Here is a 16,617-nt window from a genome sequence, read left to right on the forward strand (position 1 = left end):
AGGAAGGCGTCGGGTTTTTTATGGTCTCAACTTTCGGTGTTCGCATTTCGTGATGGGGTCAGACTTTCGTTATTGACATTATCGAGGCTTTTTTCGTTGGCAAAGGCCTTGGTCGATAACATCAATAACAAAAGTCTGACCCCGTTGGCACACTGAGCCCATCGGTACATTTAAAAATGCCGGCTTTGAAATGAAGCTCGAAAGTTGAGTTATGGTATAATGCACTGGACAAAGGGTCACAAAAAATGTAGACATATTTAATCCTTGATGATTCAGATTGGCTAAGGATGGCTACAATAAAACTATATTCTTAAGCTTTTTGTCAGTCATAAGTTCTCTGTCTGTTTTGTCTATATATCTGTTTTGTCTATACATATAAGTTCTCAATGACCTGGGGTCATAAAACCAGTTAAAACTTTAAACGCTGAATGCTATTTAAAATAATTTCTGAATGCCCTGCATTATATGGATTTTAAAATTTTAATTTTGTAGGGATTAGTGGTGTCAATGGGGTATGATAGATTAGGAATTTTGAGTAAGCTTGGCTCGTTTGGTTGAAAAATGAAACATGTGCCTGTGGTTGTATGTTTTTATAAAAAATGGATTGTTGAGTATTTTGCAGATAATGTGTAAGAATTTTTTTCGTGGGATAAACTTGGGTTAATGTTGTGGATTAAAAGAGGTACTGCATGAAAATTACGGATACAAAGGTGATACAGTCCGGAGAAAAAGCATTTTTTGATGCTGTCAAGGACCACCTTGACTGGAATGCCATCAGGGAGGTGGTGACAAAGAAAATGAAACATTGCTCCATCGAGTCAAAGGACGGAGAGATTGTTTTCCATGAGAACAGTGTGGCCTTTAAAATAAATTTACACTGTGCCATGGATGTGAGCATTCTGGTTGATCGAAACGGAAATATGGTGTCTGGTGAAAAGGAGCCGATTGATTCTTCCACTATCGCCGCTTCGACCAAAACTATAATTGAAACAGAAAAAAAATACATGGCACAGCCCTCTTCCAGAGAGTCTAAAATGAAACAAGACATGAAGAAACCAGATTCGACGGTTTCTTCCATTGAGGAAGAGTTTGATGCTAATAATACTGGTGTTTTGGAGCTTAACGATCTTTTAGATGAGTTGCCTCCAGAACAAGATACCTCTTCTTCTGTCATCAAAAAGGAAGGTTGGGCCGATGACGATGGGGACGATGTGGATCTTGAAACCTTGTTTTTTAAGGATAAGGTGGATGATGAAGAATTTGATGAGCAGACAGATGAACGCGGCGCTTTTTGGGAAGATAAAAAATAAGTTCTCCGGTGGCTTTGGATATTGGCGGTCTCAAAACACAATCTTTTGTAATATGGTATGCCTAAGCTTACCTTTATGTTTTGTTGGGTGTAATCCGGTCTCAGAATAGGGGTGGCCCGTGGGGGATATATGGAAAAATGGCAGTGTGGTGCATCTGATGTGATTGATATAAAAGAGCTCATGGAAATTATGGACAACGACATGGCGCTTTTGGACGACTGCTTTGCTGTTTTTGTTGAGACTTGGTCTGAGTTTTTTAAGGAGATAGAGTCAGCTGTGCTGGCACGGGATGCAACTGCCCTTGACCGAGCAGCCCACAGCTTTAAGGGAACCTTGCAATATCTGGCTGCAATGCCCGCTGTGGATGTGGTAAAGCGTCTTGAGCTTGCCGGTAAATCAGGTGATTTTACCACAGTTGATGAAGACCTTGACTCCCTGAATATGGCGTGCCAGGCCCTGGTGCGGTTTATGATGTCACGAAAAAAGTGTTAACATTCAGTTGGGGATAACCCTGAATTCGATTTTCTAAAATAAATTTATTAATGAGTAATGCGCCAAAAAATAAATGGATGAGTTGTAAGTTATGACAAATAAGTGTGTGCGTGCATTGGGGCTGTCCAGCGGTGGGCTTGACAGCATCCTTGCGGCCCTGATTTTAAAAGATCAGGGAATTGATGTGACCTGGATAACGTTTAAAACCCCTTTCTTTTCCCCAAAATCAGCCATACAGGCATCAAAACAGAACAATATTCCCATTCAGGTTGAAGACATCACGGATATTTACATGGAAATGTTGAAAAATCCACCGGCAGGCTATGGTAAAAACATGAATCCCTGTATGGATTGCCATGCATTGATGTTCGCCCAGGCTGGCGCTGTCATGGAAAAAGAGGGCTTTGATTTTCTGTTCAGCGGTGAGGTGGCAGGGCAACGGCCCATGTCACAGACCAAAAATTCCATGAATTATGTGGCAAAAAATTCCGGATTTAAGGGCCATATCCTTCGTCCGTTAAGTGCCCGGCTTTTTCCGGAAACCCCCATGGAAAAAGAAGGGCTGGTGGACCGGGAAAGATTACTGGACATCTCCGGCCGTTCCAGAAAAACACAAATTGCCCTGGCAGAAAAAATGGGAGTCACCAGATATCCGGCCCCGGCCGGGGGGTGTCTGTTGACAGATAAAGGATTCTCCAAACGGCTCAGGGATTTGATGGATGTGCAAAAAAAGTATGACACCCGGGATCTTTATCTGCTAAGCCATGGCCGCCATCTGCGCCTGGCTCCGGATACCCGTATTGTTGTGGGCAGAACAAAGGCTGAAAATCATGAAATTTCCAAACTGTATGATTCCCAAAAGGATATCCGACTGCGCCATGCCCGTTTGCCGGGGCCTTTGACCATCATGCCCGGCGGAGGGAATGAGGAGATGGTACGTCTGGCTGCCTCCATCTGTGCTGGATACACCAAGGCTGATCCGGGGCTGCCCACCCAGGTGGTGGTGCAGTTCCGGAAAAAAGAGGAGATAATCACGGTTCCCGTGTTAAAGGCCGTAGATTTGAAAGATCGGATTTCTTATCTTTGACAGCACTCACCCATTTTGGCTTTTAATTGGCCACAGGCCGCAGAGATGTCATCACCTTTGCTTTTTCGCACAATGGCAGTGACCTGGCGGTCCAGAAGAATCTGCATGAATCGGCTGACATCCCCGGGGGAAGGGCGCTGAAATTCACTCTTTTCATGGGGATTGAAGGGAATTAAATTCACCTTGGCCTTGATGGGTGCCAGCAGTCGCACCAAGCGATGGGCATCGGCATCTGAATCGTTGATTCCTTTGATGAGAATATATTCAAATGTGATTTTATTGCGGGGTTTCATGTGGTAGCGGCCACAGGCATCCAGCAATTTTGCCATGGGATATCGACGGTTTACAGGCATGAGGGCTGTTCGGGTGCTGTCTTGGGTGGCATTGAGTGATATGGCCAGATTGGCCTCGGTGTCAAGGCCCAGACGAAGGATTTCCGGCACCAGACCACAGGTGGATACGGTCACCCGGCGGGGGGAAAATTTCAAGCCGTAATCACTGTCTGTGATGATTGAAAGGGCTTTGATCACAGCTTCATAGTTATCCAGGGGTTCCCCCATGCCCATGAAAACAATATTGGACAGCGGGGCTGTGCCATTTTTCAATGCCAGGTGTTGTCTGGCATCCCGCACCTGGGAGACAATCTCGGCACAGGTGAGATTTCGGTGAAATCCGCCTTTGGCCGTGAGGCAGAATTTGCATGCCTGGCGGCAGCCTGCCTGGGAGGAAATGCACAGGGTGTAATGATCCTTCTGGGGAATAAGCACCGATTCAATGTAATTTCCGTCTGTCAGACGGAACAACAGTTTTTCTGTGCCGTCCTTTGACACTTCGGATCGTTCAAGTTCCAGGCGGGGGATGGAGAAATGAGAGGCAAGGGTTTGTCTCAATACCTTGCCAAGGTCGGTCATCTCCTCAAACGAGTCTGCCTGGCGAAGATAAATCCATTTAAAAATCTGACCTGCCCGAAAAGATCGCATGCCCTGGTTTTCAAACCATTTTTCCAGGGCTTTGCGACTGTAATTTTTTATATCTTCCATAATGTATTGTTTTATCCCTTTCATTTATTGTGTACTGATTTTCCCTTGACTTATCACGGGATTCATACTAAATTCAAGAATTTTTAATCAATGCTTGAGGTGTGACTTTAATTCATGTTTGACAACTTAAGTGACAAGTTGAATTCGGCGTTCAAGAAGCTCAAAGGTCGCGGGACCCTGACCGAGAAGAATATTGAGGAGGGGTTAAAGCAGGTCCGCATGGCGCTTCTTGAGGCAGATGTTAATTACAGGGTTGCAAAAAAAGTTATATCCGATATAAAAGAGAGAGCTCTGGGGCAGGAGGTGATGGACAGCCTCACTCCCGGGCAGCAGGTTATCAAGATTGTGTTTGATGAGTTCACCCGGATGATGGGGGATTCACACAAGGGGCTTAATCTTGAAGGTCGTAAGCCTGCTGCTGTCATGCTTGTGGGACTACAGGGGTCGGGTAAAACCACCACTGCCGGTAAGCTTGGGCTTTATCTTAGAAAAAAGGGTAAAAAACCTTTTCTTGTGCCTGTGGATGTATACAGACCCGCTGCCATCGATCAATTGAAAAAAATTGGTAAACAGCTGGATCTTCCCGTGTTTCCCTCAACCACGGATATGGAGCCCCTTGCCATTTGCGAACAGGCCGTTGCCATGGGCAGGGAAAAAGGGTATGATACCCTTATTCTGGATACTGCCGGACGGCTTCATGTGGATGAGGCCCTCATGGCGGAACTTCAAGGGATAAGAAAAGGGGTTCATCCGTCGGAAATTCTGTTGGTGGCAGATGCCATGACTGGTCAGGATGCCGTTAATATTGCCGGTTCCTTTGATGAAACCGTGGGATTGGACGGTATTGTTTTAACCAAAATGGATGGGGATGCCAGGGGCGGTGCGGCACTTTCCATCAAGGCGGTGACAGGAAAACCGCTGAAATTCATCGGTATGGGTGAAAAATCAACAGACCTGGAACCCTTTCATCCCGAGCGAATGGCGTCACGGATTCTGGGCATGGGAGATACACTTTCTTTCATTGAAAAGGCCCAGGAAGCTGTGGATATCAAGGGTGCCGAGGCCCTTGAAAAAAAGTTGAGAAAAAATCAGTTTACCCTGGAAGATTTCCGGGATCAGATGGCTTCTGTTAAAAAAATGGGTTCCATCAAAGATCTCATTGGTATGCTTCCCGGTGTGAATACCAAGCAGCTCAAAGATATGAACATTGATGAGCGGGAGTTTGTGAGAATTGAAGCTATTATCAATTCCATGACCCCGGATGAACGAAGAAATCATGGCATTATCAAGAGTAGCAGAAAAAAACGAATTGCAAAGGGAAGCGGGGTCACGGTGCAGGATGTGAACAAGCTTCTCAAAAGTTATACCCAAACAATGAAAATGGTGAAGAAGTTTAATAAAGGCGGCATGCGCTCATTAAAGAACATGCTGCCGTTTTAAGGAGAAAAGAAAGATATGTCGGTAAAGATTAGATTGGCAAGGCGTGGTGCAAAAAAGAAGCCTTTTTACAGAATTGTGGCAGCAGATTCCGAGTTTCCCAGAGACGGTAGATTCCTTGAAATGCTTGGAACCTATGATCCCATGGTGGAGCCTGCTGCGGTTACTTTGAAGGAAGATAGAATCAAATACTGGATGGGAGAAGGCGCACAGCCCACAACCACCGTAAAAAGCCTGTTGAAAAAACAGGGTTTTGGTTCCAATCCTGCCTGATAAGTTGTGTGAATCGCCCAAATTCTCAACACCCCAATAAAGGAGATGGATTTATGAAGGATCTGATTGAATACATTGCAAAGGCGCTGGTTGATAATCCTGAGGCTGTGGAAGTTTCTGAGGTAGAGGGGACCAAAACATCTGTTCTGGAGTTGAAGGTGGCAAAAGAGGATTTGGGAAAGGTGATTGGAAAACAGGGCAGATCTGCCCGGGCCATGAGGACAATTTTAAGTGCGGCCTCGGCAAAACTCAAAAAACGTACCGTGCTGGAAATTGTGGAGTAAGTAATGGATAAGGCGGATCTGCTGATCATGGGACATGTTACCGGTGTCCACGGGTTAAAGGGGTATATCAAGGTAAAATCCCATGCAGCGTCCAGCAATACATTTGACAGCGGTGTCCGTATTTTTGTGGGCCCGTCGGTGTCCCGGGGAAAATGGCATACTATTGTTAAAACAGCTTCCCACAAAAAGGGACTTCGCATGTTGCTGGCGGATGTGGATATCAATGCGGCGCAAACCCTTGTGGGCATGGATATTTTCATTCCAAGGGCAGATCTGCCGGATCTGGACGATGATACCTATTACTGGAATGATCTCATTGGCATGACAGTCAACGATATTAACCAGGGTGTTCTTGGAACCATTGAACATGTCATGGCAACAGGAAGTAATGATGTGTTTGTGGTCACCGGAGGCACCCGGGAAGTGCTGGTGCCTTCCCTTGCCCATGTGGTGCTTTCTGTGGACCTTGAAAGCCGTACCATGACCGTTGATCTTCCCGAAGGTCTGTGATGGTTCTGGATAATAGTGCTGTGAAACAAGAAAAAAAAACCGGAATTCCCAATGGCATGGGGTTCACTGTATTGACCCTGTTTCCGGAGCTTATTACCTCTTTTTTCAATCACGGTATCATTGGCCGGGCCATGGAAAAAAAGCTAATTGTCGGAGATACCATTAATATTCGGGACTTTACCCTGGATCGTCACAAGAGTGTGGATGACAAACCCTATGGTGGTGGATGCGGTATGGTCATGACACCGGAACCGCTGTTCCGGGCCATTGATGAAGCCAGAAGCAGACGCGGTAATGCACGGGTATTGCTGATGTCTCCCCAGGGGAAGCCCTTTGATCAAAGTCGAGCCCGGGAGTTTGCCGCCGCCGGTGAAAATCTTATTTTTGTGTGTGGGAGATATGAAGGTATAGATGAGCGTGTCTACCACGGTGAGGTGGACGAGGAAATTTCCATCGGCGATTATGTGATGACAGGTGGGGAGCTTGCCGCCATGGTTATTGTGGATGCAGTGACAAGACTTCTCCCCGGTGTGCTTGGGGGGGAATCTTCAGCCGAGCTGGATTCCTTTGAGAACCATCGCCTGGAGCATGCCCATTACACCCGTCCTTTTGAGTTTGAGGGAATGACGGTGCCTGAGGTACTTTTGTCCGGAAATCATGGTGAGATAGAAAAATGGCGTCGCTCTTCTTCTTTGAAGCGAACGTTTATTAAAAGACCTGATCTTTTTCATAAAGAGACGTTATCAGCAGAGGAAAAAGCGTGTTTAAAAATATGGTGCAGGGAGCTTGAAGCACTTGTCAAAGAATAATCTATATCTGGCACTGATTCATTATCCGGTATCCAATAAAAAAGGTAATACCATTGCCTCGGCCCTGACCACCATTGATATGCATGACATTGCAAGGGCCGCCATTACCTTTGGGGTCAGGGGTTTTTATGTGGTGACGCCGCTGATGGACCAGCAGGTACTGGCCCACGAAGTCATTGCTCACTGGACCGAGGGGATGGGGGGTGTTTTAAATCCCTTTCGGAAACAGGCCCTGGAATTAATTCGGGTGGTTTCAACCTTTGAAGATGCTGTGGAAGAGATTAAAAATGAGCGTCGTGCCCAGGTGGTAACCATTGCCACCACGGCAGCTTCCCATGAAAATGCCGTAACTATCAAGCAAATGGCCCACCGGCTTGAAAGTGATGCATCCCATGTCATTGCCTTTGGTACTGCCTGGGGAATGTCATTGGAGTTCATAGAAAATTGTGATTTTGTCATGGAGCCGGTGCAGGGTATCAATGGCTATAATCATCTTTCGGTGCGATCTGCGGTTTCCATTATTCTGGATCGGATCTGCCATGATAGACAATGTCTGGGTTCATAAGAGCCTGGATGAATACCACGGGCAAACCTTATTTTGATCCGGTTCTGCCCACAACAAAGATAGAAACTTTCTCTGGATTTACAGAGAGTTTCATATAACCGCCACGGGCGGACCGTATTCTGACCTTGGTCAGCCCACAACAAAGCTTGAAATACGCTCCTGATTTGAGGAGTATTTCATATAAAAAAATAGAAATCGTGTTTGGAGGATAGTTTAAAAATGGATGTATTACAACGTTTGGAAATGGAACAGTTGCGTCTTGATATGCCTGATTTTAGAGCAGGGGACACCATCAAGGTTCATGCAAAAATAAAAGAGGGCGAGAAGGAACGTATTCAGATATTCCAGGGTGTTGTTATTAAAAAAACCAAAGGAATGGCCGGTGCCCGTTTCACTGTGAGAAAAATTTCAGGCGGGGTGGGTGTGGAGAGAATTTTCCCTCTGAATTCACCTGCCATTGATAAAATTGAAGTGGTAACCCGCGGTCGTGTTCGGCGCTCCAAGATTTACTATCTGAGAAATCTGCGGGGCAAGGCTGCCAGAATTAAAGAAAGACGTACTGTTTAATTTTGACTGCCATGTGGGCATTTGAAAAAAAAGCGCTGCAGGCCGGATACCGGTCTGTGGCAGGTATTGATGAGGCCGGCAGGGGACCCCTTGCCGGTCCCGTTGTTTCTGCAGCGGTGATCCTTCCCCCGGGGTTTACGGCTTCCGGTGTCAATGATTCCAAAAAACTGACTCCCCGCAAGCGGGATTTAATGTTTGACATCATCATGGATCAGGCCCTTGCCGTTTCCACCGGTATTGCCACTGTGGAAGAAATTGATGATGTCAATATTTTGAAGGCCTCACTTTTATCCATGCTTCGGGCTGCCAATGGGCTTTGCCTTAAACCGGACTTTCTTCTCATAGATGGAAAATTCACCATAGAGAGTTCTCTTCCCCAGCAGGCGGTGATCAAAGGGGATTCCAAAAGCATCTCCATTGCAGCGGCATCCATCATTGCCAAGGTGACCCGGGATCGAATCATGAAAAAACTCCATGTACAATACCCCCAATATGGGTTTGACCGTCACAAAGGATATCCAACAGCTCTGCACAAAAAGGCTGTCATGGAATTTGGGCCTTGTCCGGTTCATCGAAAGACATTTAAGGGGGTTAAAGAATTTTTGTTCTGAGCAGCAATATGGAGGCATCCCCATGGTAAACAACAAAAGACAATTATTTGGACAGCAGGCTGAGATTGAAGCGGCAGACTTTCTTTGTTCCAGGGGATACACCATACTGGAGCAAAATTATGCCACCCGTTTTGGTGAAATCGATATTATTGCCTCCCATGGAGATACCTTGGTTTTTATTGAAGTAAAAGCCAGGCGAAACACCCGGTATGGCCTTCCCCGGGAAGCTGTTAATATTGCCAAACAGCAAAAAATAATAGGCACTGCCACCCATTATCTCAAGCAGCACCGCCTCCATGACACACGCATTCGATTTGATGTGGTGGCCATGATGGAGAAAAATGGTCATGCGTCCTTTGAGCTTATCCCCAATGCCTTTCAGGTGAATGTATGAATACACCCATGCAATTAAAAACCGGCACTCTTTTTGTGGTGGCCACTCCTGTTGGCAATCTTGAAGATATCACCTTTCGGGCCGTCCGGGTACTAAAAGAAGTGGATCTCATTGCTGCTGAAGATACCCGTCACACCGCCAGACTTCTTTCCCATTACAATATTAAAAACAGTGTGATTTCATGCCATGAGCACAATGAATTGCAACGGCTTGATCTTTTTCTGGAAAAACTTTCCCAGGGACAAAGCATTGCTCTGGTTTCCGATGCCGGTACTCCCACCATTTCTGATCCCGGGTACCAATTGGTTAAAAAAGTGGCCCGCCAGGGGTTCCGGGTGGTTCCCGTTCCCGGCCCATCGGCGGCCATAGCCGGATTAAGCGTATCCGGTCTTCCATCTGATTCGTTTTTGTTCATGGGCTTTCTCCATCGAAAAAAAGGACGACGGCAAAGTGCTCTGGAAGGCATAAAGAATGAAAAAGCCACCTTGATTTTTTACGAGTCCCCCCGGCGAATTATTATTCTTCTGGAGGAATTGATGGCAATACTGGGGGATCGACCGGCCATGGTGGCAAGGGAAATCACCAAAATTCATGAGGAATTTCTCCGGGGGACATTGTCTCAAATAATTGAAATTCTTAAAAGCCGCCCCTCTGTTAAGGGAGAATGTGCCATCTTTGTGGCCTGGGAACCACCAGAGCCTGTGGCAGTACCCACCGGCCGGGACATGGATCATATTATTTCCCAGGCCCTTGCCGATAGTGATGAATCCCCGGCCCGCATTGCCAAACATCTGTCGCGAAAATTAAATTGTCCCCGCAAAGAAATTTATCAACGACTTATTACTTTAAAGCGCAATTAATCTCATTTTTATCCCATCGCAGGATCGGCATAATAGCATTTTATTTCATCTCACTCATGTTATGCCTCACCCGAAAGAGGCTGGTCTCATGGTTCACCTGGGTTTTCCTGTTAATGATTTGACGATAATTTTGACGTGTAGTGAGCAAAATTTAATTCATTCATTAAATAATTCTTGACAAATAGGGCTTTGTTCAACTAATAAATAGGCATAAAAATATCAATATAAGTAATTGATTGTCATTGTGCCAAAACCCCCTTAGGAAATGGGTGATTCGCGAATCTCCTGCCTTGATTTCAACGTTTTTTCCTCTGATGCATTGTACCTGCCGCGTTGATAGTCCCCGTTTCCCCTATAATCGTCATGGCAGACCTTATTCTTAGTTCAGTTTGCCACAACATAGCATGGAAAATTTCTCGATTTATCGGGGTTTTCTTATAAAAAAAACAATACCATAAAGATATATCCAGAATTTCATTTTCTCATCATGGCAGTGGATTCGTCATGGTCGTTATTTCGCAAAACATACAATTTAATTTTGTTTTCTTTAACTCGGTCCACTTTTTCGGAGGTGTGTATGCAGTTTAGAAGAAGGTTTGAAGCGGGTGAATTCACCTGTCTGGTTCAGATTGACCCTCCCAAAGGAACAGATGTTTCCACAATGGTTGATGGCGCCATGGGGGTGAAAGGAATCGCCGACGCATTTATTGTTCCGGAAATGGCCAATGCAGTGATGCGCATGAGCTCGCTTGGGGCCTCTGTTGTACTTAGAAACAATGGCGTTGACGCAGTGATGCAGGTCAGTTGCCGCGATCGAAATCGACTGGCCCTCCAGGGAGATCTTCTTGCAGCGGCAGCCTGTGGTATCAATGCAATGATGGTGGTCACCGGAGAAGATCCAAGCTTTGGCGATCATCACACGGCAAAGGCGGTGTATGATGTGGACCTTGGGACACTTCTCAAGGGCATCTCATCAATGGAAAAGGGACGTGACATGGCAGGTGTGGAACTCAGCGGTGCCCCTGATTTTTTAAAGGGTGCCACCCTTAATACCTGTTTGCGGGGAGCCGATCGGGAGGTTGAGCTGGACCGAATGAAAGAAATGGTGGATGCAGGTGTTAAGTTTTTCATCACCCAGCCTTTGTTTGAATTCAGTATGACCCAGCCCTTTTTTAAAACCGCAGATAATTATGGCGCGAAAATAATTCCCACGGTGCTGCTGTTAAAATCCCTTGGCATGGCCCGATATATGGCCAGAAATGTGAATTATGTGAATATGCCGGATGCCATTGTGCATCGGGTGTTAAAGGCATCGGACAAGGTAAGAGAGTGCACCCGCATGGCCCGGGAAACCATTGAAGCTGTTAAAAAAGAAGGTTTTGCCGGTGTGAATGTTTCCACATTGGGATGGGAGCACAAGCTTCCCGAGGTGCTGGGTGTCATGGACGGTTTGAAGGGTTAGGAGGAAATCTCATGTTGGATAAGGCAAATGGAAAAAGAAGTCCTGCAGGATCAGTCATGGTTGTGGGGGGCGGTATCGCTGGCATGCAGTCTGCCATTGATCTGGCAAATTCCGGTTATTATGTCTACCTTTTGGAAAAAACCTGGGCCATTGGCGGTATGATGGCCCAGCTGGACAAAACATTTCCCACCAATGACTGTACCATGTGAGTGATTTCCCCTAAACTGGTCGAGGTCGGCCGGCATCTGAACATAGAATTGTTAACCAACACGGAACTCATTGATCTTGAGGGCGAGCAGGGTAACTTCACCGCCCGTATCAAAGAAAATCCCAGATATATTGATATTTCAAAATGTACCAGTTGCGGTGAGTGTACCAAGGTATGCCCCGTGGATTTTCCCAGTGAGCACAACCAGGGACTTGCCACCAGAAAAGCCATATTTAAACAATATGAACAGGCCATCCCAGGCGCCTATGGCATTTCCAAACGATCCACAGCGCCTTGCAAGGCCACCTGTCCGGCCCATGTGAGTATCCAGGGGTTTGTGGCGTTGATCAACGAGGGCAAATACAGAGAAGCGTTAAAGCTGTTTAAAGATGAACACCCTTTTCCCGGCTCCTGTGGCCGGGTGTGTCATCACCCCTGCGAATCTGAATGTACAAGGGGGGATGTGGAATCGCCTGTGGCCATTCAATATCTCCATCGCTTTCTTGCTGATGAAGATTTTGCATCGGATGATCCTTATATCCCGGAAATAGAAGAAAAAAGGGATGAAAAAATTGCTGTGGTGGGTTCAGGCCCTGCGGGATTGACCACCGCCTATTATCTGGCCCAAAAAGGGTATGGGGTAACGGTGTTTGAAAAATTGCCGGTGAAGGGCGGTATGATGGCTGTGGGCATTCCCGAGTACCGGTTACCCAATGGGGAATTAAACCGGGAAATTGATGTCATAGAAAAAATGGGAGTTAAGATTAAAACCGGGGTGGAATTTGGAAAGGATATCACCCTGGAAAGCCTTAAAAACGATGGATATCAGGCCCTTTTTCTGGGCACGGGACTTCATGGCAGCCGGGGTCTTGGCATTGAGGGGGAATCTCTTAACGGTGTGCAGAAAGGGGTTACTTTTCTACAGGAATCTGCCCTGAAAACAGCCGCAGAACTGGATGGAAAAGTGGTTGTCATCGGTGGCGGTAACGTGGCCGTGGACGTGGCGTTGACGGCCCGGCGTCTGGGTTCCCGGGATGTCACCATGGTGTGCCTGGAGGCCCGGGATGAAATGCCAGCCTGGGATTATGAGGTGGAAGAGGCCCTGGAAGAAAAAGTTGAGATTGTCAACAGCCGGGGGCCGGTGCGGTTCATTGAAACGGACGGCCGGGTATCTGGGGCAGAGTTTAAACGCTGCACGGCTGTTTTTGACGAAAATCGTCGATTCAATCCCCAGTATGATGCCACAGATCTCATCTCCCTGGATGCTGACCATGTGATCATTGCCATTGGTCAGATGGCAGAGCTGCCCTTTGCTGAAAAAGAGTCCATTGCCTTGACACCTCCGGGGGGTATTGAGGCTGACCCTGTAACGCTTCAAACCCCCATCCCCTGGGTGTTTGCCGGGGGGGATGTGTTTTATGGTCCCAAATCTGTGGTGGATGCCGTGGCCTGTGGAAAAGAAGCAGCCAAAAGTATCCATCGCTATATCCAGGGGGAAGATCTGGCCCTGGACAGGGAGCAGACCTTTGAATTTGAAAAACCCGATGTGGCAAATGAACCAAAGATGCCCCGGGTCCAGGCCTCAAAACTCTCCGTTGAACAGCGCGAAGGGAATTTTAAAGAAGTGGCCATGGGACTTGACGAAGGCGATGTGCTCCAGGAGGTCACCCGGTGTCTTTCCTGCGGTATCTGTTCTGAATGTTATCAATGTGTAGATGCCTGCCTGGCAGGGGCCATTGACCATTGTCAGCAAGTGCATTTCCGGGAACTTGATGTGGGATCGGTGATCATGACCTCGGGCAGTAAACCCTTTGATCCCTCAGGGCTTGACGACATTTACATGTACAAACGTTCGCCCAATGTGATGACCAGCCTGGAGTTTGAACGGATTTTAAGTGCCGGTGGCCCCACCATGGGGCATCTGGTGCGTCCGTCCGACGAAAAAGAGCCGGAAAAAATTGCCTGGCTCCAGTGCATTGGTTCCAGGGATACCAACCGTTGCGGCAATGGTTATTGCTCGTCGGTGTGCTGCATGTACGCCATCAAAGATGCCATGATTGCCAAGGAACATTCGGAAAAACCCCTGGATTGCGCTATTTTTAATATGGACATGAGAACCTTTGGTAAAGATTATGAAAAATATTATCTCAGGGCAAAAGATGAGGAAAATGTAAGGTTTGTGAAATCCCGGGTCCATAGTGTGGACGAGGATCGCACCACAGGAAATCTTATTTTAAACTATGTGGATGAAGCAGGAACCATGCAAAAAGAGACCTTTGACATGGTTATCCTTTCAGTGGGCCTTGAAATACCCGAAGAAAACAGGGCGCTTGCCGCCCGCATGGGTGTTGAAACCGATGCTTACGGATTTGCCAGAACTTCTCCATTTCATCCCCTTGAGACCACCCGGCCGGGCGTATTTGTTTCCGGTGTTTTCCAGGGACCCAAGGATATTCCTTCTTCGGTGACCGAGGCAAGCGGGGCTGCCTGTGCCGCAGGCATGGCCCTGGTGGCGGCAAGGGATACCTGCACCCGCAGTGTGGAGGTGGTGGAAGAAAGGGACATCACAGGAGAAGAGCCCCGCATCGGTGTGTTTGTGTGTAAATGCGGGATTAACATCGCCGGGATTGTGGATGTGGATGCCGTGGCCCAGTATGCAGACCAATTACCCGGGGTGGTTTACACCGGTGAAAATCTATTCACCTGTTCCCAGGATGCCCAGGATATCATGAAGGAAATTATCCAGGAGCACCGTTTGAATCGGGTGGTGGTGGCGTCATGCACCCCAAAGACCCACGAGGGTATTTTCATGGATACCCTTGAAAAGAGCGGTTTGAACAAATATCTGTTTGAGATGGCTAACATTCGTAATCAAAATTCATGGATGCATTTCCATGAGCCGGAAAAGGCCACGGAAAAGGCCAAGGATCTGGTGAAAATGGCTGTGGCCAGGGCCGCCACCTTGACACCGTTGCATGAAAAGAGAATCACCGTAACGGTGAGAGCCCTTGTGATAGGCGGCGGCATTGCCGGCATGACATCGGCCCTGGGTCTTGCCGACCAGGGATTTGAAGTGGTGCTCCTTGAAAAAGAGGCTACCCTTGGGGGCCTTGGCAATAAATTGCATCACACCATTGAAGGGGCTGATATCCATAAATTTGTGGGTGAACTTGCCCAGAAAGTGGAACAGCACGATAAAATCCAGGTGCTCAAGCAGGCACTCATTGTGGATTTCACCGGATATAAAGGTAACTTCACCACAGAGGTGCTGGTGGGGCCGGGGATGTATGAACGTAAAATTGAGCATGGGGTCATGATTGTGGCCACCGGTGCCAATGAATATGTGCCAACTGAGTATGGGTATGCAGACAGTGATGACATTGTCACCCAGCTGGAACTTGGGGATTTATTGGAAGAAAAGGGGGCAGGTCACCTGGAACAGGTGGTGATGATCCAGTGTGTGGGATCAAGGAACGAGAAAAATCCCAATTGTTCCCGGGTGTGCTGCCAGGGAGCCATTAAAAACGCCCTGCACATCAAAGAACTTAACCCCGAGGCTGATGTGTTTATCCTTTACCGGGATATTCGTATGTATTCCATGCTGGAACAATATTACACCGACGCCCGGAACAAAGGGGTGCTCTTCTTCCGATTTGACCGGGAAGATCCACCGGTGGTGGAAAAAGGAGAAGACGGTATCACCGTTACCTTTACCGACCATGTGTTGGGGCGAAAACTTGCCGTGGATGCAGATCTTGTGGCCTTAAGTGCCGGGGTAACGGCGGCGGACACGGAAGAGCTATCCACCATCATTAAGACTGGTCGAAACTCAGAGGGTTTTTTTATTGAGGCCCATGTGAAATTAAGACCCGTGGATGCGGCCACAGAAGGCGTATTTATTTGCGGAACGGCCCACAGTCCCAAACTCATCACAGAAACCATTGCCCAGGCCATGGCCGCTGCTTCCCGGGCCACCACCTATCTGTCCCAGGATCATTTGACCCTGTCTGCGGTGACGGCATTGGTGGACCCGGACCATTGCGCTTCATGCCTTATCTGCGTTCGTTCCTGTCCATTTTCCGTTCCCCGCATCAATGAGGAGGGAAAAAGCTATATTGATCCGGCCCTGTGCCAGGGCTGTGGTGTGTGTGTGTCTGAATGCCCTGCCAAAACCATCAAGCTCAACTGGTACGAAGACAATCAATTGCTCAGCAAGGTGGAAGCTTTGCTGGAGGGGGGAATATGAGTACTGATTTTGAACCGGTCATCCTGGCATTTTGCTGTAACTACTGAGGGTACTCAGCTGCGGACCTGGCAGGTTCCATGAGATTAAAATGCCCCACCAATTTTAGAATTATCCGGCTTCCCTGCACAGGAAAGGTGGATGTGATTCATATGCTTAGAGCCTTTGAAAAAGGGGCTGATGGCGTGTTTGTGGTGGGGTGCATGGAGGGTGATTGTCATTTTAAGACCGGGAATTTCAGGGCAAGAAAACGGGTGGAGCAGGTGGCAGCCATTCTGGATACCGTGGGGGTCGGGGGAGAAAGGGTCAGGATGTACAATCTCTCCTCCGGTGAAGGGCCCTTGTTTGCCCAGTACGCCATTGAAATGGATGCTCATATAAGGGCCCTTGGCCCAAGTCCGGTGGGAACGGCCCTTAAAGCCCAAATGACTGCTGCATGAAATTTACATAACCCTGTTAAATGAG

At 47.5% G+C, this 16,617-nt stretch carries 17 protein-coding genes; 16 read left to right on the plus strand and 1 reads right to left on the minus strand.

Annotated elements, in window-relative coordinates; translation table 11 throughout:
• Positions 1 to 689: 689 nt before the first annotated feature.
• The 3 genes from B9A32_RS12785 (at position 690) to B9A32_RS12795 (ending at position 2,889) form a co-directional block, all read left to right on the plus strand.
• Entirely contained in the window at positions 690 to 1,310 is a 621-nt protein-coding gene (locus B9A32_RS12785) for a hypothetical protein (protein ID WP_084069832.1), read from the plus strand.
• 129 nt (positions 1,311 to 1,439) lie between these two features.
• Complete coding sequence (locus tag B9A32_RS12790) at positions 1,440 to 1,802, plus strand: Hpt domain-containing protein (protein ID WP_084069833.1); 363 nt, start codon at positions 1,440 to 1,442, stop codon at positions 1,800 to 1,802.
• A gap of 91 nt (positions 1,803 to 1,893) precedes the next feature.
• Entirely contained in the window at positions 1,894 to 2,889 is a 996-nt protein-coding gene (locus B9A32_RS12795) for a DUF814 domain-containing protein (RefSeq protein ID WP_084069834.1), read from the plus strand.
• Here the strand turns inward: B9A32_RS12795 and rlmN are convergent.
• Positions 2,880 to 3,929 (minus strand): dual-specificity RNA methyltransferase RlmN, encoded by a 1,050-nt coding sequence (gene rlmN / locus B9A32_RS12800; RefSeq protein WP_084069878.1) that lies wholly within the window; start codon positions 3,927 to 3,929, stop codon positions 2,880 to 2,882. The genes B9A32_RS12795 and rlmN overlap by 10 nt on opposite strands.
• A 114-nt stretch (positions 3,930 to 4,043) precedes the next feature.
• On the opposite strand from rlmN, the gene ffh reads away from it, so the two are divergent.
• The 13 genes from ffh to B9A32_RS12870 all read left to right on the plus strand — a co-directional run bounded on the left by ffh (position 4,044) and on the right by B9A32_RS12870 (position 16,592).
• Complete coding sequence (gene ffh, locus B9A32_RS12805) at positions 4,044 to 5,369, plus strand: signal recognition particle protein (protein ID WP_084069835.1); 1,326 nt, start codon at positions 4,044 to 4,046, stop codon at positions 5,367 to 5,369.
• Positions 5,370 to 5,384: 15 nt separating this feature from the next.
• Positions 5,385 to 5,639, plus strand: a complete 255-nt coding sequence (rpsP, locus tag B9A32_RS12810) for a 30S ribosomal protein S16 (RefSeq protein ID WP_084069836.1) — start codon at positions 5,385 to 5,387, stop codon at positions 5,637 to 5,639.
• Positions 5,640 to 5,692: 53 nt separating this feature from the next.
• Positions 5,693 to 5,923 (plus strand): KH domain-containing protein, encoded by a 231-nt coding sequence (locus B9A32_RS12815; protein WP_084069837.1) that lies wholly within the window; start codon positions 5,693 to 5,695, stop codon positions 5,921 to 5,923.
• A gap of 3 nt (positions 5,924 to 5,926) precedes the next feature.
• Complete coding sequence (gene rimM, locus B9A32_RS12820; protein ID WP_084069838.1) at positions 5,927 to 6,433, plus strand: ribosome maturation factor RimM; 507 nt, start codon at positions 5,927 to 5,929, stop codon at positions 6,431 to 6,433.
• Positions 6,433 to 7,242, plus strand: a complete 810-nt coding sequence (trmD, locus tag B9A32_RS12825) for a tRNA (guanosine(37)-N1)-methyltransferase TrmD (protein WP_232367149.1) — start codon at positions 6,433 to 6,435, stop codon at positions 7,240 to 7,242. Before rimM ends, trmD begins: the two co-directional genes overlap by 1 nt.
• Entirely contained in the window at positions 7,229 to 7,807 is a 579-nt protein-coding gene (locus B9A32_RS12830) for an RNA methyltransferase (protein ID WP_232367150.1), read from the plus strand. Before trmD ends, B9A32_RS12830 begins: the two co-directional genes overlap by 14 nt.
• A gap of 219 nt (positions 7,808 to 8,026) precedes the next feature.
• Entirely contained in the window at positions 8,027 to 8,374 is a 348-nt protein-coding gene (gene rplS / locus B9A32_RS12835; RefSeq protein ID WP_084069839.1) for a 50S ribosomal protein L19, read from the plus strand.
• Between the two features lie 11 nt (positions 8,375 to 8,385).
• Positions 8,386 to 8,985, plus strand: coding sequence for a ribonuclease HII (locus B9A32_RS12840; protein WP_084069881.1), 600 nt, complete (start codon positions 8,386 to 8,388; stop codon positions 8,983 to 8,985).
• 22 nt (positions 8,986 to 9,007) lie between these two features.
• Positions 9,008 to 9,379, plus strand: a complete 372-nt coding sequence (locus B9A32_RS12845; protein ID WP_084069840.1) for a YraN family protein — start codon at positions 9,008 to 9,010, stop codon at positions 9,377 to 9,379.
• Entirely contained in the window at positions 9,376 to 10,239 is an 864-nt protein-coding gene (gene rsmI, locus B9A32_RS12850; RefSeq protein ID WP_084069841.1) for a 16S rRNA (cytidine(1402)-2'-O)-methyltransferase, read from the plus strand. The genes B9A32_RS12845 and rsmI overlap by 4 nt, the downstream gene beginning before the upstream one ends.
• 577 nt (positions 10,240 to 10,816) lie before the next feature.
• Entirely contained in the window at positions 10,817 to 11,701 is an 885-nt protein-coding gene (locus B9A32_RS12855; protein ID WP_084069842.1) for a methylenetetrahydrofolate reductase, read from the plus strand.
• An 11-nt stretch (positions 11,702 to 11,712) separates the two neighbouring features.
• On the plus strand, positions 11,713 to 16,155 hold the full coding sequence (locus B9A32_RS12865; RefSeq protein ID WP_170923814.1) for an FAD-dependent oxidoreductase: 4,443 nt from the start codon (positions 11,713 to 11,715) through the stop codon (positions 16,153 to 16,155).
• Complete coding sequence (locus tag B9A32_RS12870; RefSeq protein WP_269749025.1) at positions 16,152 to 16,592, plus strand: hydrogenase iron-sulfur subunit; 441 nt, start codon at positions 16,152 to 16,154, stop codon at positions 16,590 to 16,592. The genes B9A32_RS12865 and B9A32_RS12870 overlap by 4 nt, the downstream gene beginning before the upstream one ends.
• Positions 16,593 to 16,617: the final 25 nt, after the last annotated feature.

Source organism: Desulfocicer vacuolatum DSM 3385, from assembly GCF_900176365.1.
GTDB lineage: Bacteria > Desulfobacterota > Desulfobacteria > Desulfobacterales > Desulfobacteraceae > Desulfocicer > Desulfocicer vacuolatum.